Origin of the sequence: uncultured Shewanella sp., from assembly GCF_947495455.1 — a bacterium.
GTDB lineage: Bacteria > Pseudomonadota > Gammaproteobacteria > Enterobacterales > Shewanellaceae > Shewanella.
This window is the reverse complement of the sequence record NZ_CANLZC010000095.1, coordinates 1-23,292: the sequence shown is the minus strand read 5'-3', so window position 1 is coordinate 23,292 and position 23,292 is coordinate 1. Positions and strand designations below refer to the sequence as shown.

The 23,292-nt window shown below is 41.5% G+C and carries 21 protein-coding genes; 14 read left to right on the top strand and 7 right to left on the bottom strand.

Annotation, left to right across the window (positions count from 1 at the left end; genetic code table 11):
• Positions 1–219: 219 nt before the first annotated feature.
• Complete coding sequence (locus Q0791_RS19555; protein WP_299010101.1) at positions 220–1,353, bottom strand: hypothetical protein; 1,134 nt, start codon at positions 1,351–1,353, stop codon at positions 220–222.
• A gap of 545 nt (positions 1,354–1,898) precedes the next feature.
• On the opposite strand from Q0791_RS19555, the gene Q0791_RS19550 reads away from it, so the two are divergent.
• The 5 genes from Q0791_RS19550 (at position 1,899) to Q0791_RS19530 (ending at position 7,019) form a co-directional block, all read left to right on the top strand.
• Positions 1,899–2,387 (top strand): glycine zipper 2TM domain-containing protein, encoded by a 489-nt coding sequence (locus Q0791_RS19550; RefSeq protein ID WP_299010099.1) that lies wholly within the window; start codon positions 1,899–1,901, stop codon positions 2,385–2,387.
• Between the two features lie 244 nt (positions 2,388–2,631).
• Positions 2,632–3,459 (top strand): SDR family oxidoreductase, encoded by an 828-nt coding sequence (locus Q0791_RS19545; RefSeq protein WP_299010097.1) that lies wholly within the window; start codon positions 2,632–2,634, stop codon positions 3,457–3,459.
• 208 nt (positions 3,460–3,667) lie between these two features.
• Positions 3,668–4,777: a serine hydrolase gene (locus Q0791_RS19540; RefSeq protein ID WP_299010094.1), complete on the top strand. Its 1,110-nt coding sequence runs from the start codon at positions 3,668–3,670 to the stop codon at positions 4,775–4,777.
• A 363-nt stretch (positions 4,778–5,140) separates the two neighbouring features.
• Positions 5,141–6,376, top strand: a complete 1,236-nt coding sequence (locus Q0791_RS19535; protein WP_299010092.1) for an MFS transporter — start codon at positions 5,141–5,143, stop codon at positions 6,374–6,376.
• Between the two features lie 172 nt (positions 6,377–6,548).
• On the top strand, positions 6,549–7,019 hold the full coding sequence (locus Q0791_RS19530) for a DUF4410 domain-containing protein (RefSeq protein WP_299010089.1): 471 nt from the start codon (positions 6,549–6,551) through the stop codon (positions 7,017–7,019).
• 169 nt (positions 7,020–7,188) lie between these two features.
• Here the strand turns inward: Q0791_RS19530 and Q0791_RS19525 are convergent, their stop codons facing one another.
• On the bottom strand, positions 7,189–8,643 hold the full coding sequence (locus Q0791_RS19525) for an aryl-sulfate sulfotransferase (RefSeq protein WP_299010086.1): 1,455 nt from the start codon (positions 8,641–8,643) through the stop codon (positions 7,189–7,191).
• A 469-nt stretch (positions 8,644–9,112) separates the two neighbouring features.
• Here Q0791_RS19525 and Q0791_RS19520 point away from each other — a divergent pair, with 469 nt between their 5' ends.
• The 9 genes from Q0791_RS19520 to Q0791_RS19480 all read left to right on the top strand — a co-directional run bounded on the left by Q0791_RS19520 (position 9,113) and on the right by Q0791_RS19480 (position 20,891).
• Positions 9,113–10,303, top strand: coding sequence for an acetyl-CoA C-acyltransferase (locus tag Q0791_RS19520; RefSeq protein ID WP_299010085.1), 1,191 nt, complete (start codon positions 9,113–9,115; stop codon positions 10,301–10,303).
• Between the two features lie 87 nt (positions 10,304–10,390).
• Positions 10,391–11,890, top strand: a complete 1,500-nt coding sequence (locus Q0791_RS19515; RefSeq protein WP_299010082.1) for a CoA-acylating methylmalonate-semialdehyde dehydrogenase — start codon at positions 10,391–10,393, stop codon at positions 11,888–11,890.
• 141 nt (positions 11,891–12,031) lie between these two features.
• The gene (locus Q0791_RS19510; RefSeq protein ID WP_299010078.1) at positions 12,032–13,189 is read left to right on the top strand and encodes an acyl-CoA dehydrogenase family protein; all 1,158 of its coding nucleotides are present in this window, start codon (positions 12,032–12,034) and stop codon (positions 13,187–13,189) included.
• 22 nt (positions 13,190–13,211) lie between these two features.
• Positions 13,212–14,384: an enoyl-CoA hydratase/isomerase family protein gene (locus Q0791_RS19505; RefSeq protein WP_299010075.1), complete on the top strand. Its 1,173-nt coding sequence runs from the start codon at positions 13,212–13,214 to the stop codon at positions 14,382–14,384.
• A 28-nt stretch (positions 14,385–14,412) separates the two neighbouring features.
• Positions 14,413–15,312 (top strand): 3-hydroxyisobutyrate dehydrogenase, encoded by a 900-nt coding sequence (gene mmsB / locus Q0791_RS19500; RefSeq protein ID WP_299010072.1) that lies wholly within the window; start codon positions 14,413–14,415, stop codon positions 15,310–15,312.
• A gap of 4 nt (positions 15,313–15,316) precedes the next feature.
• Entirely contained in the window at positions 15,317–16,075 is a 759-nt protein-coding gene (locus Q0791_RS19495; RefSeq protein ID WP_299010069.1) for an SDR family oxidoreductase, read from the top strand.
• Between the two features lie 351 nt (positions 16,076–16,426).
• Positions 16,427–16,645: a hypothetical protein gene (locus tag Q0791_RS19490; protein WP_299010067.1), complete on the top strand. Its 219-nt coding sequence runs from the start codon at positions 16,427–16,429 to the stop codon at positions 16,643–16,645.
• A gap of 141 nt (positions 16,646–16,786) precedes the next feature.
• On the top strand, positions 16,787–18,823 hold the full coding sequence (locus tag Q0791_RS19485) for a prolyl oligopeptidase family serine peptidase (protein ID WP_299010063.1): 2,037 nt from the start codon (positions 16,787–16,789) through the stop codon (positions 18,821–18,823).
• A gap of 85 nt (positions 18,824–18,908) precedes the next feature.
• Positions 18,909–20,891, top strand: a complete 1,983-nt coding sequence (locus Q0791_RS19480; protein ID WP_299010060.1) for a DNA topoisomerase III — start codon at positions 18,909–18,911, stop codon at positions 20,889–20,891.
• 24 nt (positions 20,892–20,915) lie between these two features.
• On the opposite strand, the gene Q0791_RS19475 is transcribed toward Q0791_RS19480, so the two are convergent.
• The 5 genes from Q0791_RS19475 to Q0791_RS19460 all read right to left on the bottom strand — a co-directional run bounded on the left by Q0791_RS19475 (position 20,916) and on the right by Q0791_RS19460 (position 23,200).
• On the bottom strand, positions 20,916–21,803 hold the full coding sequence (locus Q0791_RS19475) for a glycerophosphodiester phosphodiesterase (protein WP_299010058.1): 888 nt from the start codon (positions 21,801–21,803) through the stop codon (positions 20,916–20,918).
• Between the two features lie 320 nt (positions 21,804–22,123).
• Complete coding sequence (locus Q0791_RS19470; protein ID WP_299010055.1) at positions 22,124–22,417, bottom strand: hypothetical protein; 294 nt, start codon at positions 22,415–22,417, stop codon at positions 22,124–22,126.
• A gap of 79 nt (positions 22,418–22,496) precedes the next feature.
• Complete coding sequence (locus tag Q0791_RS25305; RefSeq protein ID WP_366942496.1) at positions 22,497–22,553, bottom strand: hypothetical protein; 57 nt, start codon at positions 22,551–22,553, stop codon at positions 22,497–22,499.
• Positions 22,554–22,560: 7 nt separating this feature from the next.
• Positions 22,561–22,989 (bottom strand): DUF3833 domain-containing protein, encoded by a 429-nt coding sequence (locus Q0791_RS19465; protein ID WP_366942495.1) that lies wholly within the window; start codon positions 22,987–22,989, stop codon positions 22,561–22,563.
• A 25-nt stretch (positions 22,990–23,014) separates the two neighbouring features.
• Entirely contained in the window at positions 23,015–23,200 is a 186-nt protein-coding gene (locus Q0791_RS19460; RefSeq protein WP_299010052.1) for a chalcone isomerase family protein, read from the bottom strand.
• Positions 23,201–23,292 lie beyond the last annotated feature (92 nt).

Sequence of the window (23,292 nt, the reverse complement as noted above, 5' to 3'; positions counted from 1 at the left end):
AACTCAGGGGTAAAATTAGGACCTTTTCTTTTCGTCATTGTGTCACCTATATTGATATGAAACTGATTATACAGTCTTTAAGTAGGTGGCCAAATTCACTATACCTCTTCAGGTTATGATTAATAATGGTTGGCTTTGAATTCTCAGGCGTTAAATTCTCATTGAATTCTATCAATCGCTAATACAGTATTAATTGTATTAAAGCTGGGTTTATAGCGGCTAATAATAGGTGAAAATTAAATCATACATTGCAGCATTATCCATTTCGGATTCAAATTTTGCGATGATATTAAAGTGTTCTTGTGATACTTCTATTTCATCATAATTGTCGATAGCATTCTTATAGGATGCCAGCATGCCCTGCTTAGTGAGGGGGAGTTGCAGCGACTTAATTGATTGTAGAAAAGGGCTGTTTTTACTGTCTTTGAATATTGATGCTTTAATATGAGCTTGACTGAGTGTGTTATCGTCAAATTGCAAAAAGACATTATCGCCAACGAGCCACCATTGCATATTATCATTGGCAATATTAATTTTGCTCGTTTGTGGGATCTGGTTAAGCAAACTCTTCAGAGTGAGTTTTTCGACATTTTTGGGCTGTAAATGCTCATAAAACCAATGTACTTGTTTAGGGGTTAAGGGAGGTCTAGTGTTTTTCTTTGTTTGATGTTGACTGGCTGTTAGAGTGAAGTGGGTTAATAGGAGCTCAGGTTTGTTTTTTGCTTCTGGATGAAATACTTCAAATTTTAATTTCAGACTTCGATTTTTTTCTGTAATAATGATTTCAGTTTGACTTTCTTTAATATCGTATTGAGATAGTGAGTTTCTGACTTGTTCAATTTGACTATTTTGTGGCACGACTCCGTCGACTAGCCAATGAATATCATCAAATCCGCTTCTGAAACCGATACTATTTTTTCCGGAGCTATTTAAGTTTGACCATTCAGAGCTAATTGACGTGAGCTTATCTGCTGAATAGGTAAACCATAGGTTACGCCCGTAGCCCCACATTTCTTCTTGATTATTAAGTGTAATAATAACACTAGGTGGCCCCAACTTTTCAGCGGTATTGGCAGTGCTTGTCCCTAGATTAATACCATATACACCTGTTGAAAAAGAGATATGAGCGGGAGGTAAAATGATAGTGTTAGCAAGCTCTATCGGGGTTTTGGGCTTCACTGTACTTAAGTCTAGGGTATACTTGAACTCTTTTATCTGTATTTCATAACCATCTTGGTTATAGATTGTGCGTTCATCGCTAAGTGATTTGTCATTTTCACACAGTGTGAAGAGTTGTGCATTAAGTTCAGTCATCAAGGCTAATGTAGCTTGAGTTTGAGTTGATAATTTCATTTTACTCTTTGTACTTTTTTTATGTTTTTTTGATATGAAGTTTTTAACATGGGTGAGTAAAATAATGTCGGCACCTTGCTTTGTTGCATCTTGGCGTAGTTGTTTTAGTGCGGTTCGAAAGGCTTCGCTTTCTTCAATGGGTTCTTGATATTGGTTTATTTCGGTATTAACCGTCAGTGAGATGGGAGCTAACTGCTCATTGATACAATTAGGCTTGTAATTACTGATAGTTGCGAGCTCTTTTGCATGAAGGTTTGTTATTAATGCAGATAAGGTTAGAAGAGTAAGATATTCTTTTTTTTATTATTTTTACCATTATGTTCAATCCGTTGTGACATATCCAAATTAGGGTACCTTAAAAAATTCAAACTTCAAAATCATTCATTATTGTATAGATATTATTGACGTGTTTGGTAATGATTTATCTCATTGATAACAAATAGTTAATCATGTTTATTATCACTTTTATATTGAGTGAAAAATGAGCGTGAGCAAGGTTTGCCATCTATACTTTTAGTTAGACGACAAATTACGGATTTTTAATCATGATAAAAGGTCAACTCGGCACTTTGCTCACTGTATTATTCACTTTATCATTGATGCATTTGACAGGCTGTACTAATACTCCAAATCCTTACGGGGATAGTTATGGCTCTGCAGAGACGCGAACCGTTCAACAGGTCTACTATGGCACAATCATAGAAACTAAGCCTGTTACCATAGATGCCTCATCGGGGACCAATATGGTGGGAACGGTTGCTGGGGCCGCCGTGGGTGGTGTCTTGGGCTCGACGATTGGCGGAGGGACAGGTTCTGCGCTCGCGACCATTGGTGGTGGCTTGCTAGGGGGCTATGCTGGCGGAAAGGCGGCGAATGCAATGGGCGAGAGAAATGGCGTCAACTTAACCGTTCGCTTGGATAATGGCGAGGTTATTTCCATTGTTCAAGAAGTTGATCCTAATATGATATTTCGTGTGGGTGAAAAAGTCCAAGTGAATATGTCAGGTAATACTGGCAGGGTAGTGCCAAGGTAGTCTGACGTATCAAATCTCGATGTGTTCTGTTTGTTATTGATTTTGCGTTTTGTTGGTTGTTTATCTGAGCTTATTGGATCCGCTTTTATTGTTAAGAATAAAGATTATTGTCTTTTTATATTCGTGAGATTGGAATCCAAAGCACATGCTTTGAATATTTGTTTTTACCTATGGTATGAAGTAAAGCCTTGGTTATATCGGCCAATTTCCTTATGCTGATAAAAAATTGAGTGAAGAGAGCATCATGACCCAATCAATATTCATTACTGGCTGCAGTAGCGGCATAGGCCGTTTTTGTGCTGAGCAATTACATAATGCAGGATTTAAGGTGGTGGCGAGTTGCCGAAAAGCGGAAGATGTTGTCGCATTGCAGGAAAAAGGATTGAATTGTGTGCAAATGGACATGAATGATGCAGATTCTATTCGTATTGGGCTGGCAGCCACCTTAGCTCTGACTGGCGGAACATTAGACGTGCTTTTTAATAATGCGGCTTACGGTCAGGGAGGCGCGATTGAAGACTTACCGACAAAGGCGCTGCGTGAGCAGTTTGAAACAAATTTATTTGGTTTGCACGAACTCACCCGTGCGGTGATTCCGGTAATGTTAGCGCAAGGTACGGGCAAAATTGTGCAAAATAGCTCTGTACTGGGACTGGTTGCGATGAAGTATCGTGGTGCTTATAACGCCAGTAAATTTGCCTTAGAAGGTTATACTGATACGCTTAGACTTGAATTGATGGATACGCCAATTTCGGTGAGTTTAATAGAGCCTGGCCCCATTGAAAGCCAATTTAGAGCCAACTCACTGAGCGCTATTGAGCAATTCATTGATATCGACGCTTCACGGCACAAAGATAATTATCAGCAGACCTTGTCACGTCTAGGGAGCAAAAAGCCAACCACGCCTTTTACATTAGGGCCCGAGGCGGTATTAAAACCGCTTTTAACTATCATGAAAAGTGCCAACCCTAAGCCGCGTTATTATGTGACAAAGCCCACTTATCTTTTTGGTTATCTGCGCCGTTTGGTATCAACGAGGCTGCTTGACCGTATTTTAACGAGAGGTGATTGATGCTATTGATGGTGGTCATTGCCTGAAGTTGTGCTTGTTTATTGGAAGATAGGAAAGATGCAAAGCCAATAGTCATACTTTGTTATTGTTTTATTTTTGATTATTGTTTATGTTATTTCATTAACTTCAGGGCTATTATTTAAGATTATCAGTTTCCTACCTAGCATAATAGCCATACTCCCACTGAACATATACAAAGGAATTGACTATGTTTAACCAGATGATGCTCACCACATTACTGCTTTTTTTCAGTTATTCGAGTTTTGCAGATAAAACTAAAATGATGCCGCAAATAATTGATCATCATATTAAGCAATATGTCGAAGAAGATGATTTTAGAGGTGTCGTATTGGTGGCAAAAGAGGGTGATGTTATTTTTGAAGCGGCGTATGGTTATGCCGATGAGAGCAAAAAAGTACTCAATGCCCTCGACACTAAGTTTTTGATAGGTTCACTGACTAAATCATTCACAGCAATAACGGTGCTTCAACTTATGGAAGAAGGGAAGTTGGATTTACATGCACCGCTGAGTACATATATACCCCATTTAGATAAAAATCTGGCCAAAGATTTAACTTTACATAAGTTGCTTAAGCATCAATCCGGATTACCATCACATTTAGAAAGACTAATGGCTTTCGAGGAAAAAGACATTTCTTCTGCTGAGATCTTAGCAATCATCAATACAGCTCACTTGGCTTTTACACCTGGTACTCAATATCAATATTCCAATTTGAATTATCACTTGGCCGCGATTGCCATCGAGAATGTGACGGGTAAGACGTTTGCACAGGTGCTTAATGAAAAAACATTTCTGCCATTAAACATGACTGGATCGGGTGTTGAACGTCTAGCGAGTATTCCAAAGAACAGAGCGAGCGGCTATCGCAAACATTTATTGGGGATAAGTCGAGATGAAAATATTGTTTCGTATGCGCTAGGCTCCGGCGATATTTATTCGACTGTCGATGATCTATTGGCTTGGGATCGCGCTTTATATGGCACCAAGCTATTATCTGAGTCAAGCAAGGCATTACTTTTTAATGGTGAGAGCGAAGCGTTTGGGCATTATGGTTATGGGTTTCGAGTGCAAGCGTATCAACGGGCCGCTGCCAACGAGGGTACTGGCACCTTAATAAGGCATGGTGGCTCAATGGATGGTTTTCTCTCAAACCTTCATCGTTATACGGATGACAAATTGACAGTCATCGTATTAGCGAATATACGTAACTTCCCGATCAGAAATATGACTTTTGAACTTAAGGAAATTGCATTAGGTATGGCTGTTGATAGCCGTGAACGGACACCTTTAGAATAAAATAAAGTGTTTTACTTTTGCTTGAAAGGCTTTTGCTTGAAAGGCTTTTGCTGAGATCAGTTGGCGTTAGCTTGCTAATAAAAAGATGTTATCGCAAGCTGACTTATATTATTCATATGATTTTTTGATAGCTTGCCTGCTGCCAGCTAAGGTTAATAGGCTGAGGTTGTGAGCGAGTTTATTCTATCAGCCTTGTCAATGAACTTATCCCATTCAGCTTGCGTTTTCAATTAACGCTTTGTTTACATTATAACTGTTGGACGTGAATCTATTACAGGAATAGGGATGATTGAAGCCAGTTAAAATTAAATCATCCTGTCAGTTTTCTTAAAACGTTAATATCGCCAGTAAAAGGACGCCCATATGCCACAAGTTTATGAAAAACGACGTGTGTTACTACTGTCGAGTTTAGGCGGCATGTTGGAGTATTTTGACTTTGTCATTTTTGCGTTATTTTCTGTGCCGATTTCCCAAGCTTTTTTCCCTCATCATGATCCCGTTAGCGCTTTGCTGGCGACCTTTTCTGCTTTTGCCATCGGCTATTTGGCGAGACCATTGGGAGGTGTGATATTTGGTCATTTTGGTGACAAATATGGGCGAAAAACCAGCTTGACTGTGGCTATTTTATTGATCGGTTTCTGTACCTTTATGATTGGCTTATTGCCAACGTATGTACAAGTTGGTGCACTCGCGCCTATGTTATTGGTGTTATGTCGTTTATTACAAGGACTCTCTATTGGAGGAGAAGTGCCAGGTGCTATTACTTATATGAGTGAGTACTGGCCTGAGCGGCGTGGCTTGTGTTGCGGGATTATTTTTTGCTTTTTGTTAACGGGGACGACATTAGGGTTATTTTTACAAGCTATGATGCATGGGCTATTAAGTCAAGCCAGTATTGCTCAGTGGGGCTGGCGTTTGCCTTTTTGGATAGGGGGCTTGTTTGGGATCATAGCTTATTTTTTAAGAAAACGGCTGTTGGCACTGCCTTCATTTGTGCCTTTTATGGATAAAACGACTCAATACCCGATAGTTTCTCTCTTTAAGCGACAAAAAAAGCGAATGCTAGTGGCCTTAGTGTTTGTGTTAGTCAGCTGTTTACCTGGCGCCGTGTTATTTATTTTTTTACCAACTTATCTTAATCAGGTGATACAGTTTCATGATAATACGAGTTTCCTACAAGCCTTGGCTATGTTCATCGGCGCGATATTGTGCGTGCTCGTAGGATATTGGGCAGATAAATTCAATCAATTGACTTTATTGGTTATTTTCTCCATTGTGACTTTATGTAGTGCCCTGCCTATTTTTATTATTTATGTGCATGCCACGACGTATTTATTGTGGGCGCTTTTGTTAAGCGCTGTGGTGTTGGGCTTAGGTTTTGGCAATGCACTGTCATTGTTGGCTAGCTTGTTTCCAGCGAATACTCGTTATTCTGCCGTTGGTCTCATTTATAACTTAGCAACAGGCGTGGGTTCGGGTTTAACGCCACTGATTTTACTGTCAGGGATCACCTATTTTAATGCGCCACTCTTTCCTGCTTATTTCTTGATTGTGATGAATTCACTCTTGCTATTGGCAATGTGGTATACCCGTAACTGAGGAATAGGTATCCAAGTGGATTGAAAGTTGATGAATAAGATTATTTTGTTAACAAGTTGTATTGTTTGGTGTATGATGCGCTCTAAAATAGAGGTGTTAATATTTAAAATAATAAAATTCAATGTATTAAGCATCTTTTTATAATAATTAAAAGAGCAGTTTAGGGATAGAAATGAAAATTTGTCGATTAATAAGTGTCGTATTATTAATGGTATGTGTTACTGGATGTGCAGGAACACGTTTAAGTGTATTAAAAGATTATCATTACCAAGAAACCACATTATTTTCTTATGAGATTATTGATGAGGCTAATGTGACTGAGAAAGGGATGCAAATCTTTAAAACACAATTTGATGAGAACTTGAAAAAACTCCAATTAGTCAATGAGGCATCAGATAAAGTGATTGAAGTCACTTTTACTCATTATTATATGCGTCACGGTGCCTCCAGAGCACTGCTAGGGGCTATGGCAGGCTCAGATAATATTACGAGTCAGGTGTTAATTAAGGATAAAAATACTGGTGATGTGCTTGCTGAGTTAAAAGTCGTGTCTAAAAACCCTACTGCATTCGGTTCTGTTCAAGGTTTAATTAAACAACATGCTGACAAAATAACAGATTATATTCGCGGGGAAAAATCTTAATCTAAGGCTTGCTAAATATCGAGTCAGATAGATTTAGGTTCAGTTTATCAATTGCAAACAAAAAACCAGTTCATGAACAATGTGGCCCATGAACTAGTTTTTCGTATATTTAATCAATGGCTTAACAATATACTGCTTAATTGGGAGATGTGACTCTCCCTCAAGTCGATTATTTTTCTATGCCTTGAATTTCATCGTCACTGCCTAGGAATTGATACAATCTAAAGACGGGGCCGCTATGTCCTGTGGTATTGGTAGAGGGATCCATTTCATCAATGACGCTGCCGTCACTGTCCATCCAAACCGCTCGCCCGTCTCCTCCGCAATCACAAGTGATATACCCTCCCGTAGAGAGTTTTTCTGCTGAGCCCACGCTGTTTTCTTGATAGCCAATATCGGCGGCTAAGTCAGTGGTAAAGGGACCGTAGAGGTTATTGATGCCTTCACTGTCGCTACCTAATGTATAATTACCGTCGCTATCAATAGGCGGCGTTATTTCAATCACTTGGCTACTGGTTTCTTGTTTGTTATTGTTATACATCAAAAAAGTGCCGAATCCATTGCTGGCGCTGGAGTCTAGAACGAGATTCACATCGTGAACACCATTTAAGAAGGTATAAGTATCATTACCATAACCATAGGCTTGAGGGTTTCCCCAACGATAGAGTAAGTCCCCGCCTTTATTGTAAGTGCCATCTGTTGATGTTGCTGCTTGTGCCGTTGTGGTTGAATGATCTATGACCCACAGTTCGCTATAGGTATTGGATGAAACGATGATTTGATCATAGTCTTCAATATAGAAGATATTATTTAAGTGAAAAATATCATCGGTATTGGAAGTGATATAGTTAACATCAATTTTATTGGGGAAATTCAGTAGATCTTCATCGGTGTAATTGGCTTCATCGGCATATTGATTTTGTACTAAATGATCCCAAGCATTCCACTGCCAAACAATCTCCCAGCTGTTGCTGCCATCATCACTTTCGGTACCTTGTACTTCAATGATCCGCTCTGACAATATGCCATCATCTTGCGTCATTTCATCGGGATTTCTGCCAGCCGCAACGGCTTCATCATAAGATTTTCTTACCCAGACTAACATTAATATATTACCATTGGGTAAAACGGCAATATCGTGATGGGGCATTTCTACATTATAGTCGCCGCCGAGATCGTCCTGATAATTTAATGTCCAGTCAATGACAGTATCACCGGTATTGGCATCAATATGGCTACGCTCCACGACGCCGCCAAAGTTAAATCCAGGCTGGGTTTGATAAAAAGAATTATCATTGGTTTCGATATTATTTGCATCATAGCCTGTACGCAGGAGATAACCTTCGCTGTCAAGGTAAGTGACTTGACCGGGTTTATAATCGCTCGTCCATTCATACTTTTGATTGTTGTCTTCATCAACTAAATAAGTGGATGTTGATGAGAGTGGAGCATATAACACATAGGCCGTATCATCAGTGCTATCGTCACTGCTGTCAGTTTCACTCGATGTATCAGAGCTTGTGGAGTTTTCAGTGTCACTGGATGAGTCAGAACCGCATCCGCTTAAGAGCAGTGGAAATAATAGCATTAAGCTGGCGACACTTTTTAGTTTGATAGGGGTCATACTTTTGGCCTTTGATTGGTTTTATTGTCGTCAGTATGACTTTTTGAATGTTATTCAATTATTTCAAGGTTAAAGATTGATAAAGTAATGTATAAGCTAAGATTGGATCAGTAACTTAATCTTGTTTGATGACCGTTATTTTATCGCGCTCTTTTGATTTACGTGTATCTTCTTTGCGTTTATCTTCGATCTAGATATCAACAGGCCTTAGGTTTTCTCTCCTTCATTGTACCTTATTGAATTGATCATCTTGTCGGGTTTCATTTGACTGTAAATGTGGAGTGACAACCGAATGATGAATTTTTTTGTTATTTTTTCGCTCAAACCTTGCTTTACGTTAGCGTAAACGTCACAGTGTTGTTTAGGATTTTTGTCCAACAGAATATACCGTTATCGAGTTTGAATGGGATAACTGATCTTTTTTTGGTTTGAAGCGGTAGTGTGAGCAGAAAGATTTTCGGAGTGAAATATGAGTAGCGTACAAGCAAATTCAGACATTGTTATTGTGGCAGCCAAACGTACCCCTATGGGGGGCTTTCAAGGTGGGTTATCCAGTGTTTCTGCGCCTAAGCTTGCGAGCACGGCAATACAGGGCATGATGGCACAAGCCAATATTCATCCTGAACTGATCGATGAAGTGCTAATGGGCTGTGTGCTACCAGCGGGCCTTGGGCAAGCACCCGCGCGTCAAGCGGCATTAGGTGCTCAGTTGCCGTTATCTGTTGGCGCGACAACATTGAATAAAGTGTGTGGCTCTGGAATGAAAGCTGTGATGTTAGGACATGATTTAATTAAGGCGGGGAGTGTCAATATTGTGATTGCGGGTGGTATGGAGAGCATGAGCCAAGCCCCTTATTTATTAGATAAAGCCCGCAGTGGCATGCGCATGGGCCATGGCAAAGTGTTAGATCATATGTTTCTTGATGGCTTAGAAGATGCCTATACCGGCGGTGCAATGGGCAGTTTTGCTCAGGCAACGGCAGATGAATTTAGCCTGAGTCGTGAGGCGATGGATGCATTTGCGCTAGGCTCCCTTGAAAAAGCAAACTTAGCCATAGAACTTGGTTTATTTAAGCAAGAAATTACTCCTGTGACAGTATCGAGCCGTAAAGGTGAGCAGGTTTTTGATACCGATGAGCAACCCAGTAATGCACGTCCTGAAAAAATTCCCACTTTGCGTCCTGCTTTTGCCAAAGATGGCACTATTACCGCGGCAAATTCCAGTTCTATTTCTGATGGTGCGGCAGCATTACTTTTAATGTCTCGTGAGCAAGCGAACAAGCAAGGTTTAGAGGTGCTGGCAACGATTAAAGGTCACAGCACACATTCTCAAGATCCTGCGATGTTTACAACGGCCCCTGTCGGTGCCATGGCCAAACTATTGGACAATCTTAATTGGTCATTCGATGAGGTGGATTTATTTGAAATTAATGAAGCCTTCGCCATGGTGACTATGTTGGCGATTTCAGAGTTAGGTTTAAATGCCGAAAAGGTCAATGTCAATGGCGGTGCATGTGCGTTAGGTCATCCTATTGGCTGCTCAGGTGCGCGACTAATAGTGACCTTGATTTATGCGTTAAAAGCACGAGGACTCAAGCGAGGAGTGGCTTCTTTGTGTATCGGGGGCGGAGAAGCAACCGCCATGGCGATCGAAGTTTAAATGTTTGAATGGATGTTTAAGTGATAGAACAGATTGGATACTAAAGCCGGTGAATATTTATTGGTGTGTTTAAGTAAAGGATTGAAAATGACAGCTCAAGTTAAACATTATATCGATGGCCAGTTTGTTCTTGGCCAAGGTCACACTCAGATCACAGTGACAAATCCGGCTAATAATCAGCCTATTGCGGTAGTGAATGCGGCGACTGAGAATGAAGTTGAAACCGCAATTGCCAGTGCTAAGCAAGCGTTTAAGTCTTGGAAGGAAGTGCCCATATCTGAGCGCGCTCGAGTCATGTTGAAGTATCAGCATTTATTAAAAGAACATCACGATGAGCTTGCGACCATTTTAGCTTTGGAAACAGGTAAAACCTTTGATGACGCCAAAGGGGATGTTTGGCGAGGCATTGAAGTGGCTGAGCATGCCTGCAATATCGCCTCACTCATGATGGGAGAGACAGTTGAGAATGTGGCCCGCTCTATTGATACTTATAGCTATACTCAACCTTTAGGTGTTTGTGCGGGCATTACGCCCTTTAATTTTCCTGCCATGATCCCATTATGGATGTTTCCGCTTGCGGTAGCCTGTGGCAATACCTTTGTATTGAAACCTTCTGAGCAAGATCCTATGACACCACAGCGTCTGGTGGAGTTATTTGAGAAAGCGGGGGCACCTAAGGGAGTATTACAGCTTATTCATGGCGATAAAACCGCTGTTGATATTTTGCTGCGCCATCCTGATGTCAAAGCCTTATCTTTTGTGGGTTCGGTGGCTGTGGGTCAGTATGTGTATAAAACCGGAACCGATCATTTAAAACGTGTGCAAGCTTTTGCTGGCGCGAAAAACCATTGTGTGATCATGCCTGATGCGAATAAACAACAAGTGATTAATCATTTGGTGGGAGCATCTGTTGGCGCTGCGGGTCAACGTTGTATGGCGCTATCGGTTGCGGTTTTTGTGGGAGAAGCAAAGACCTGGATCCCTGAACTCAAGGCGGCGATTGCTAATGTTAAACCGGGATTATGGAATGATAAAGCAGCGGGATATGGCCCGCTTATTAGCCCAGCTGCGAAAGCGCGAGTCATCGATTTAATTGGTCAGGGGATCGAAGAGGGAGCTGAGTGTTTGCTTGATGGGCGTAATTTTAGTGTACCGGGTTTTGAAAAGGGTAACTGGGTTGGACCGACCTTGTTTGATAATGTCACTCAAGACATGGCGATTTATAAAGAGGAAATTTTTGGCCCTGTTTTATCTTGCATGCATGCCGATTCTCTTGATGAGGCTATCGAAATTGTTAATGCCAGTCCATATGGTAACGGCACCTCTATCTTTACGGCTTCAGGGGCTGCAGCAAGAAAATATCAATATGAGATTGAAGTGGGTCAAGTGGGCATTAATGTGCCTATTCCTGTGCCATTACCTTTCTTTTCATTTACGGGATGGAAAGGCAGTTTTTATGGGGATCAACATGCTTACGGTAAGCAAGCTGTGCGATTTTATACTGAAACGAAAACCATTACGGCCAGGTGGTTTGAGTCCGACATTGAAATCGCATCTAGCCCTAATATGACGATAGGATTAAAATGATGGGGGTTAATTTCCCTTTATAATCAATGATTAAATATTATATCAACACTTTTTAAACCAACCCCAATGAAATGAATGGATAATTTTGTTGGAATGAATATCAGTTGTCGATCCAAGCGAGAGCGTGACAGGAGTACCCGAATGAACTTTAACCTTAATGACGACCAACGCCAATTTGTTGAATTAGCCAATCAATTTTCCAGAGAAGAATTGGCACCTTTTGCTGCCCAATGGGATAAAGCGCATTATTTTCCCCGTGAGGTTATCGAAAAAGCAGGCGAGCTTGGATTTTGTGGGCTTTATAGTCCTGAAACTGAAGGGGGCTTAGGTTTGTCTCGACTGGATGCCGTGCTGATTTTTGAAGCGTTGGCAAAAGGGTGTACGTCAACAACGGCTATGTTGACGATACATAATATGGCCACTTGGATGGTGACCTGTTTTGGCAGTGGTTCATTAAGGCAGCAGTGGTCAGAGTCCTTGACCAGTGGTGCGGCTTTAGCGTCATATTGTTTAACAGAGGCGGGAGCGGGGAGTGATGCGGCTGCGCTAAAAACAAAAGCGGTTCGAGAAGGGGATGAATATGTGATCTCTGGAGCAAAAATGTTTATTTCAGGTGCAGGAGCAACGGATCTCTTAGTGGTCATGTGTCGAACAGGTGAAGCCGGTCCAAAGGGCATTTCTGCGATAGCTGTGCCCGCGAGCGCCGAAGGAGTCAGCTTTGGTAAAGCAGAAGATAAAATGGGCTGGAATGCGCAGCCTACTGCGCAAATCGCCTTTGATGAAGTGCGAGTACCAGTGAGTCACCTGTTGGGCGAGGAAGGGCAAGGTTTTACCTTTGCGATGAAAGGACTTGATGGCGGGCGGATTAACATTGCCACGTGTTCGGTGGGCACAGCCCAAGCCGCCTTAGATAGAGCGATAAATTATATGCATGAGCGTGAGCAATTTGGTAAACCTTTGGCGGCTTTTCAAGCACTACAGTTTAAATTGGCTGATATGGCAACGGAGCTGGTTGCTGCACGTAATATGGTAAGGCTAGCGGCCTTTAAACTCGATGAAGGAGATGCTCAGGCAACCACTTATTGCGCCATGGCGAAACGATTTGCCACCGATATTGGTTTTCAAGTGTGTGATAGTGCCCTACAAATTCATGGTGGCTATGGTTATATTCAAGAATATCCATTAGAGCGACATGTGCGGGATGTACGAGTCCATCAAATATTAGAAGGTACCAATGAAATTATGCGCTTAATTATTGCAAGACGTTTATTGGATGAACATGCTGTGAGTGTCATATAAATTCAGTGAGTAAGGGGAAAGCATGAAACAGGCAATTAGGGCAATGAAGGAGGATGAAGTGAAAGAGGTATTATCAACCCAAAATGTGATTTTTAGCACTTTGCCGACTCAAGATGGCCATGCTATTGGCCGAGTGATCCTTAATTGTGAAGCGGCATTGAATGCATTAAATCTTGATATGGTCAGTGCCATGTTGACGCAATTAACACGCTGGAAAGAAGATCCTAGTATAGTGTGTGTATTACTTGAAGGCGCGGGAGAGAAAGCATTTTGTGCGGGCGGAGATGTGCGTGCGATTTATCAAGCGGGAATGATGGCACCCAATGCCGTTACTCAAGAAGCATTGCATTTTTTTGAACAAGAATATCGCTTAGATTATTTATTACATTGCTTTGAAAAACCTGTGATTGTATGGGGGGATGGCATAGTGATGGGAGGCGGGTTAGGCTTAATGGTGGGTGGCAGTCATCGCATTGTCACAGAGCGTTCACGTATTGCCATGCCAGAAGTGACAATAGGCCTGTATCCCGATGTGGGAGGCAGTTATTTTTTACATCGAATGCCGGGTAAAATAGGGCTTTTCTTAGGCTTAACAGCTTATCAAATGAATGATGCCGATGCGCTTTATGTGAAGATGGCAACGCATCGACTCACCAGTCAAGACAAAAACACCATATTGGATGCTTTGCAGACATTACCTTGGCAACAAAAAAACATTGAGCAACACCATACACAGTTAAATGCTTTGTTTGACAAGCACCAGAGTCATGCCAGTGAGAAAAGCCGATTACTTCTTGAGCAAACAAAGATCGATGCCTTAATGGCTGGCAATTTAGCTGAGATTGTGAGTCGTGCTCAACAGTTGAAGCCGACAGAAGATTGGCTGCAAAAAAGTCTCACCACCTTTTTAAAAGGCAGTCCGCTGAGTTGGTTATTGATTTATGCCCAGTCGCAGTTGAGTGATAGTTTGACCTTAGCGGAGGTATTTCAATTTGAGTTAGGCCTGAGTGTTAATTGCAGTGCGTTTGGCGATTTTAAAGAAGGGGTAAGAGCGTTATTGATTGACAAGGATAGAAAGCCTATATGGCAATTTGTTGAACTCAATGCTGAATGTGAAGCGGCGGCGGAACAGTTACTTCGCTCACCGTGGAAGAATGAGCTTCATCCACTACGGGATCTGGCGATAACAAAATAGATGTGACATCAATAAAGGAGCAAGTTGAATGAATACTGTAGCATTTATCGGATTAGGGCATATGGGCCAGCCAATGGCGCTTAATTTAGTGAAGGCGGGTGTTACTGTTAAAGTGTTTGATCTTGTGCCTGAGGCGATGACGGAATTAGTCCAGCAAGGGGCATTCATGGCCAGTAGTGCTTGTGGGGCCGCAGCCAGTGCCGATGTGGTGGTGTCTATGTTACCTGCAGGTGCCCATGTACGAAGTTTATATTTAGGTCAAGATGATAAGCCTGGTTTACTCGATGTGGTTGCTAAAGATACGCTACTCATCGACTGTTCAACTATTGATGCACAAAGTGCCAGAGCAGTGGCTGAAGTGGCGACGAGTAAAGGCATTGAGTTTGTCGATGCGCCTGTATCAGGAGGAACAGCTGGCGCTGCTGCTGGCACATTAACCTTTATTTGTGGTGGAACGGATAAAGGATTTAAGCAGGCTCATGCGACCTTATCAATTATGGGAAGCCATATCTTTCATGCAGGTGGCGCAGGGGCAGGACAAATTGCTAAGATATGCAATAATATGCTGCTGTCGGTGTTGATGATAGGGACATCTGAGTCACTGCAATTAGGCATAGATCATGGGTTAGATCCTAAGATTTTGTCTGAGATTATGAAAGTGAGTAGTGGAGGAAATTGGACATTAGAGAAATATAATCCCTGTCCAAATGTGATGCCCAATGTGCCTTCTTCTCATGGATATCAAGGTGGTTTTATGGTGGACTTGATGATTAAGGATTTAGGCTTGTCACAAGAAGCGACAATTGCTTCAAATTCAAGTACACCTATGGGGGCATTGGCACGCAGTTTATATGTGAACCATGGACGAAAGGGCTATGGTCAACTTGATTTTTCTAGTATTTTTGAAGAGTTTAATAAGAAAGGGTAACACAATGGATTTAAAAGATAAGGTGGTGGTTATTACCGGTGGCGCGGGTGGATTAGGTTTTGCAATGGCGCAAGATTTTGCCAGTGCTGGCGCGAAATTGGCACTTATCGACGTAGATCAAGAAAAACTTGAAAAAGCATGTGCCAATTTAGGTGCATCGACCGAAGTGCAAGGGTATGCACTGGATATTACAGATGAAGAAGATGTGGTGGCAGGTTTTCAGTTTATTAAAGAAGACTTTGGACAGGTGAACGTACTGGTTAATAATGCGGGCATTTTACGTGACGGTATGCTGTTAAAAGCCAAAGAGGGACAAGTGACAGAGCGCATGTCTTTTGAGCAATTTCAAGCGGTGATCAATGTGAACTTGACAGGCAGTTTTTTATGTGGTCGTGAAGCGGCGGCTGCGATGATAGAAACGGAGCAATCGGGTGTGATCATCAATATTTCAAGTTTAGCGAAGGCTGGCAATATAGGACAGTCGAATTATTCTGCCTCAAAAGCCGGCGTGGCGGCCATGTCAGTTGGTTGGGCAAAAGAGCTTGCTCGTTATGGTATTCGCAGTGCGGCCGTGGCTCCTGGTGTGATTGAAACAGAAATGACAGCGAGCATGAAGCCTGAAGCGCTGAGCCGAATGATTCAAATGATCCCCGCCGGTCGTTTAGGACAAGCGGAAGAAATTGCCACAACGGTACGTTTTATCATCGAAAATGATTATGTTAATGGTCGAGTGTTTGAAATTGATGGTGGAATAAGGCTGTAAAGCTTAGTTCATTGCGTGTTGGTATTGCTCATGAATCATGAGTTAACTAATTGATAAACTGATATTTTATGTTTATCTTTTATATTGTTCACTGTCATTAATTTATTTAAGCTACAGATAATCAAAGAAAAGGGCATGAATAGCGCTTAAGGGTTATTGATTAGCTTAAAATGAAATACGCAAAAGTTATTTTATTGGCTTGTGAATCAAGAGAAAAAGGTCATGGTGTTTAACGCCATGACCTTTTTTACTGAATACCTGTGTATATCTACTTAAGTCGCAAGTTAGAATTGAATATCACTTTCGATTTGAGTCATAATAGTCTCAAGTTTAAATGAACTGGGCTGAGTCATGGAGTGGTTGGAAAAGGTGACAAAACAGATGATGCTGTTTGTGGGATGTACTGGCGTTGTTATCATTTATTCTGGTTTTTTTTATTTTCTGTTTTCCAGTGAGCAGAAGAGTATCATTCCTTGGTATACTTTGTTGTCACCTTGGATTTGCATTTTTTTTGGGTTAAACGAGAAACAGCGTGCGGGTCTTGTGCGTTGGGTACTCAGAAAGCGCTAACCAGCGTTAGTCAGTGTTGAACTATCGTTTGGTACTGAAAATACATTTAATCTTGTTTCGGTGAGTTAAATTAATTGTCATTATAGTGGTATCCTAGGGTTGGGGGATATTTATCACAACAAGGAGGTTTTAGGGGAGAGAATGAAACAGCTTTTAGGCGTTAGGTTGGGGTTCATGATTGGGCTATTGGCCTTGATATCAGGTTGTGATCGCTCAGCCACCGTTGAAAAAGAAATGTTACCCGAAGGGGTACAAGTTGCTCGTTATGGTAGCTGGGAGTCTCCCATTACCGCTGAAGACGTTTATGGGCTGTCTGATGATATTACTGAGCTGCAAGCGATTGATGATGGGATTTATTTTATTCAGTCTAATGCGGCGCTTCAAGGACGAAGAAGTGTTAAAAAACTGAATATTGATGGCACAGTGACAGAAGTCATTAATGCCGATTTTGATGTGAGAACCCGGGTTAATGAATATGGAGGAGCACCTGTATTAGGGATAGGACAAACTTTATTTGCGAGTAAATTCAGTGATCAACGTCTTTATCGTATTGCACCGAATCAAGAGCCTGTTCCATTAACACCGCCAGAGACACGTTATTCTGATTGTATTTTTCAAACCCGTGGTGCGCGTTTAATTTGTGTTCAAGAAGATCACCGCCAAGAAGGTGAGCCGGTGACGCGTCTAGTGGGGATTAATGTCAGTTATGCTGATAAAACCAAAGTGTTAGTGAGCGGCGCTGATTTTTATTCGTCTCCCGTTTTATCTCCGGATCAAAAACAGATAGCTTGGATTGCTTGGCAACACCCTAATATGCCTTGGGATCATACTGAGCTGTGGACGGCTGATGTTGATCCTAAAGGAGAAATTGTCCATGCTCGTCGATTAATCGCTAATCTCAAAGGCTCGATCACTCAACCTTTGTTTAGTCCCGATGGTCGTTTATATTTTGTTGCTGACTTTAATAATTGGTGGAATCTTTATCGTATTAACGATAAAGGCCGAGCAGAAATTGTTTATGCTCATAAAGCAGAGTTTGCCGTGCCAGATTGGAAAATGGGCAACCATAATTATGCTTTTGAAAGTTCGACAAGTTTAATTGCCAGCTACAGCAGCAAAGGGGCTGCAGGGCTCGTTAGAATCGATATGACCACGGGAAGAGCAGAGCCTATTGATGTTGATTTTGCAGAGATCACTCAAGTGATTAAGGGTTTTGATGGTATATATTTTGTCGGAGAGAAGGAAACCCCTGAAAAAGGGATCTACAAAGTGGTGGGCAATATGGCCCAACAGGTTTATTCCCCTCCCGTACCCGAAGTGGACAGCGATTATATTTCTCATGGTGAAAGCATGAGTTTTAAAAGTGGCAATAAGCAAACAGCCTACGGCTACTTTTATGCGCCAAAAAACCCTGACTTTGTTGGCCCTGAAGAGACGCGCCCACCTTTACTTGTGATGTTACACAGTGGACCGACGAATAAAGCCAGCCGAGCTTATCGCCGTGATATTCAATTTTGGACGAGTCGAGGGATTGCTGTTTTTGATTTAAATTATCGAGGTAGTTCAGGATTTGGCCGTAAATACCGTGATAGTTTATATGGCCATTGGGGCAAGTATGACTCAGAAGATGCAGTGAGAGCGGCAGGGTATTTAGTCAATAAGGGCTTAGTTGATGGGACTAAGTTGGCGATTAAAGGCTTTAGAGAAGAAGGCTTATCGGCATTATCGGCATTGGCTTTTTATAATACTTTTAAAGCAGGCGTGATTTATTCTGGGATCAGCAATGTGGAGCTTTTTGAAAAAGAGACGCACAAATTTGAGGCCAGTTATATTAAAAGGCTTATAGGAAATGATGACTATTATCATGATCATACGGCATTATTTTATTTAAAAGGCTTAGCGGAACCTTTGTTGTTTATTCAAGGCATGAAGGATTATATGATCCCTGCCGAGCAGTCGAAATATATCTATAAAGAGTTGAAAAATAAAGGTGTCCCCATTGCTTATATGGAGTTTGAAGGAGACTCTCCAGATTTAGTGACAATGAAAAGTAAAATGGATATTTTACATTCTGAATTGTCCTTTTATGGACAAGTTTTTGGTTTCACGCCTGCAGGAAATGTCGCAAGATTGAAATTTGATAATGCGAAGAATCTGCCTTCTACGTCAAGTAAATAGATTGATCGTAAACGAGAATACTTGCACTTAATCAAGCTTTTGACTAACATTACTGTAATTTTATACAGTAATGTTAGTCTTTCCTATGATTTTATATATTGCCGAGAAGCCCAGCCTAGGGCGAGCAATTGCCGATGTGTTGCCTAAACCCCTCAAGAAATTGGAGGGGTATATTCAAGCGGCAAATGGAGACTGTGTCTCTTGGTGTATTGGACATTTATTAGAGCAAGCTGAGCCAGATGCTTATGATGATGCCTATAAGTCTTGGAAGTTTGAACATTTACCGATTGTTCCGTCAGACTGGAAAGTGGTTCCTAAGGCTAAAATGCGCGGTCAAATCGCCGTTTTAAGGCGATTAGTTAAACAAGCGAGTCAACTTGTAAATGCAGGCGATCCAGATAGAGAAGGTCAGTTACTCGTTGATGAATTGATTGCTCACTTAGGCATAAAAGGGGACAAATTACACGCTGCACAGCGGTTACTCATCAGTGATTTAAATCCAAAAGCGGTTAAACGGGCATTAGGGCAACTTCGAAGTAATCGTGATTTCATTCCTTTGTCAGTGTCAGCCCTTGCCCGTGCTAGAGCGGATTGGCTTTATGGCATGAATATGACACGGGCCTATACTCTTCAAGGGCGTAAAGTCGGTTATCAAGGGGTATTGTCGGTAGGACGTGTGCAAACGCCTTTACTGGGGTTGGTTGTCCGCCGAGACGAATCCATCGCGCATTTTATTCCTAAGCCATTTTATGAAGTGTTAGCTCATTTATTGACTCAGGATAAGGTGGCTTTTTGTGCTAAATGGCAGCCGAGTAAAGCCTGTGAGCCTTATATGGATGAAGAGAATCGATTATTATCAAAAGGACTGGCCGAAAATGTTGCTGGCCGTATTACTCAAAAAGAGGCGGTGATTGAACAAGTCAAATCTGTGGATAAGCAGCAAGCCGCGCCTCTACCTTATAATTTATCCGCTTTACAAATCGATGCTGCTAAACGTTTTTCAATGAGTGCAAAGTCCGTATTAGACACTTGCCAGTCGTTATATGAAAAACATAAATTGATCACTTATCCGCGATCTGATAGCCGGTATCTTCCCAAGGAGCAACATCAACTAGCACCTGCCGTTATTCAAGGGATTGAGCGAGGAGCCAGTGAGCTATTAACTGGGTGTGATAAACCCAATGCAAGTCTTAAATCTAAAGCCTGGAATGATAAGAAAGTGGATGCCCATCACGCCATTATTCCCACTGAAAAGCCAGCGGTATTAGCGAGTTTGACGCCATTTGAGCGACAGGTTTATTTACAGATCGCGCGGCAATATTTAGCGCAATTTTATGGTGCCTATTGCTATAAAGAAACTTCGGTTGAGGTGATCATTGAAGGTGGCCGTTTTTGTACAAAAGCGAAGCAAGAAGGGGCATTGGGCTGGAAACAACTTTTTCATTATCAAAAAGAAAAACAAGATAAAAAGAATGATGCTCCCCAAGTGGCTTTATTACCTCCATTGGTCAAAGGGCAAGTGCTTTTTTGTCAGCAAGGAGAGGTCATTGAAAAACAGACTCAAGCCCCTAAAGCCTTTAATGATGCGAGCTTATTGAGCGCCATGACGGGCATTGGGCGTTATGTGACTGATCCCTCGATCCGTAAAATTTTAAAAGACACGGATGGCTTAGGCACAGAAGCAACCCGTGCAGGCATTATTGAACTGCTTTTTAAAAGAGGGTTTTTAGTCAGGCAGGGTAAAACGATTGTGGCGACAGAAGTGGGGAAAGGCTTAATCAATAGCCTGCCTGAAAGTGCCACAACACCTGATATGACGGCGTTATGGGAGAGTAAACTCAATAGCATTAGTCAAAAAGAAACCACCTATAAAGCCTTTATGTTACCGCTTATTGAGAGTCTACACAGTCAAATACAGCTTGCCGGAAGTCAATTACCCACCGCTCTTCAGGGGTTAAAAAGTGAAAACCCGTTTAAAAAACGCAAAGGCCGATCAGCGAGTAAAAAGAGTAGAACATCAAAGGGTAAAACTGCGGCTACAGCAAAGGGAAAACGAGCCGCAATGTGAGCATTGACCTATCGCGCAAAATTGCTAACGCTCACCTCGTTCGATTAATACTTGTACAATGCGGTCAGGGTAGTCGCCAATCACACCCACAGCGCCTAAGTCAAAAGCGCGTTGGATTTTATCAATTTCGTTGACTGTCCAGACATGGCTGGTGATCCCTTTGTCCTGTAAAAAAGAGAGAAATGGTCTGCTTATCATGGCATAGGGAATTTGGGCTAATTCAAAGTTGGCCGAATATATGCCACCCAGTCCCGCAGCCCAAGCTAAACTCAGGCCGGTTAATTCACTGATACTGGCGCTGGTTTGAATACTATTATTGCTCACAGTGCGAAAATGCTTCAGAGCTTTAGTGTATTGGCTTGCAACCGTCGCTTGATGATGTAGCCCATTTCTGTCCAAAATGGCCCATAGCGTATCGGCAAGTTGCTCGTCATTGACTTTCATTTCAATGCTGAGTTGATGAAAAGGAAAATAGGCAATGACCTCTTCTAGGGTTAATACTTCTAACCCAGTGGCACGAAAAGGGTAGGTTTCTCCGCCATCTTTGCTGAACATGTATCCGGCATCTAAGGCTTTAATATCGGCTAAAGTGAGATCGGCGACTTTATCATCACTGTCCGTGGTTTGACTAAAATCTTTGTCGTGATTGACGATAACATGGCCATCGAGTGAGAGGTGAACATCCATTTCAAGAATATCAGCACCTTGCTCAAGTGCCATTTGAAAGGCGAGGGAGGTACTTTGTGGATAATCCCCAGATGCACCTCGATGGGCTAAGACTTCTCGTTCAACTTCGATGGTTTTCTCATGTCCTTTGGCCATGACCATAGTGGATATGACCATAGTGGATATGAAGACCAATGAAAGTGTAAACAACCTATGCTTAAGCTTTATGTGTTTGAGTATGGACATAACTCTCCTTTTGTTTTGGCGCAATGGAATGTTGAAAATGCTAATAACCTTTTGTGTCAAGGGCCATTGCATGAGGTGTTGGCTTTGGAAGATCGCGCAAAAAAAACAAAAGGGAAATAACCTAAAACGACTATTCTATTTCAAGCCGTGTTAACGAGTAGGATTAAAAATTTCTCATTCATGCTGTTGGCTTTATTTAATTGAAAAAAATATTACGTTCAATTGCGTTATAAATAAGTTAGTTTTTTAGAGTGAATGTGGCTGCGGTGACCCGTTATTGTTTTCCTCTCAGAGAAGCTGAGAGGATTAATAAAGGCTTGTTACGAATTGTCCTTTCGTAATTTGATAAGCCATGAAGTGTTGTTTTTTTCAGCATCATAAAATACCGCCATGGTGAAGAAGAACATCAATAATATAATGATGTGTGCCGCTAGACTGATCCCAAAATAAATGATGCTGCCAAGATAGGCGGCAAAAGTGATACTCCACATGATGGCTAAAATTGTCATGATATAGAATCGACTGACAGGATCGGGAATATGCCGTAGGGGATTTTTACTGGAGTCAAAGATGTAATTGTAAAAATCGTATAGTTTAAGTGCGAACGTTTTCATAACAAGCCCTCTTTTTTTATCTTCCTTAAGTATTGTACGTTTGCACTTGGTATTTGGATTACTATTTAGTGAAATAGAATTAAATTTTTTCGATATATAGGATAATCTCGCCCACTTTAAACCCCCATTTTGACATGTCTGTTTTATTGAATAATCTTTTTTTTATCAATAAGAAACATCCAATCATCCAGAGTGATTTGATACGATTCTCCATCCACTGGGATCATCATATCGTATTGCCAATACAGAGCGGCACCTTCAGTGCGACCTTTGGCCGTGCCGATGACATCTGAGGCATGTCCTTGATAATGATTTTCGGCTATTTTGTTTATGGTCCAAACACGAGTGGATTTCTCACCGTCATCAAAAATAAACCATTCTTTAATGGTGCCTGTGTTGTTCTGCCAATTTGCTTGTAGATCAACGTTAAATCGACGCAATAATTTTCCAGAGCGGTCAAAGACCATACCATAAGCTTTGAGCTTTCCTTCAAAAAAGGTTTCTAGTTTTAACTCGGGTAGGGTGCCTTTATAGTCGTCTAGGTGGGCTGAACCACAAGCATTAAGTAGCAAGATGGCAAAAAACTGATTATTATCTTCATGTTTTATCTCCTAATAGTGCTTGTCTCAATTTAGGCTCCGATGTGTTTTTAGACAGCCAGATTCCCATGAAAGCTTGACCAAACTGAATGTCATTAATCACTCCTAGTAAGGTTTTACCTTTATAGAATCGGCTGGTGCCATTTTTATCGATGAAAAAGGTTAATTCGTCATCAGGTTCCACGTTTGGCCATAAGGGCTTAAAGATCCCCTCATATTTTTATTCTAAATAATCCCGAAGACATTGCGATAAATAAGATGGTTCTTCATATAACG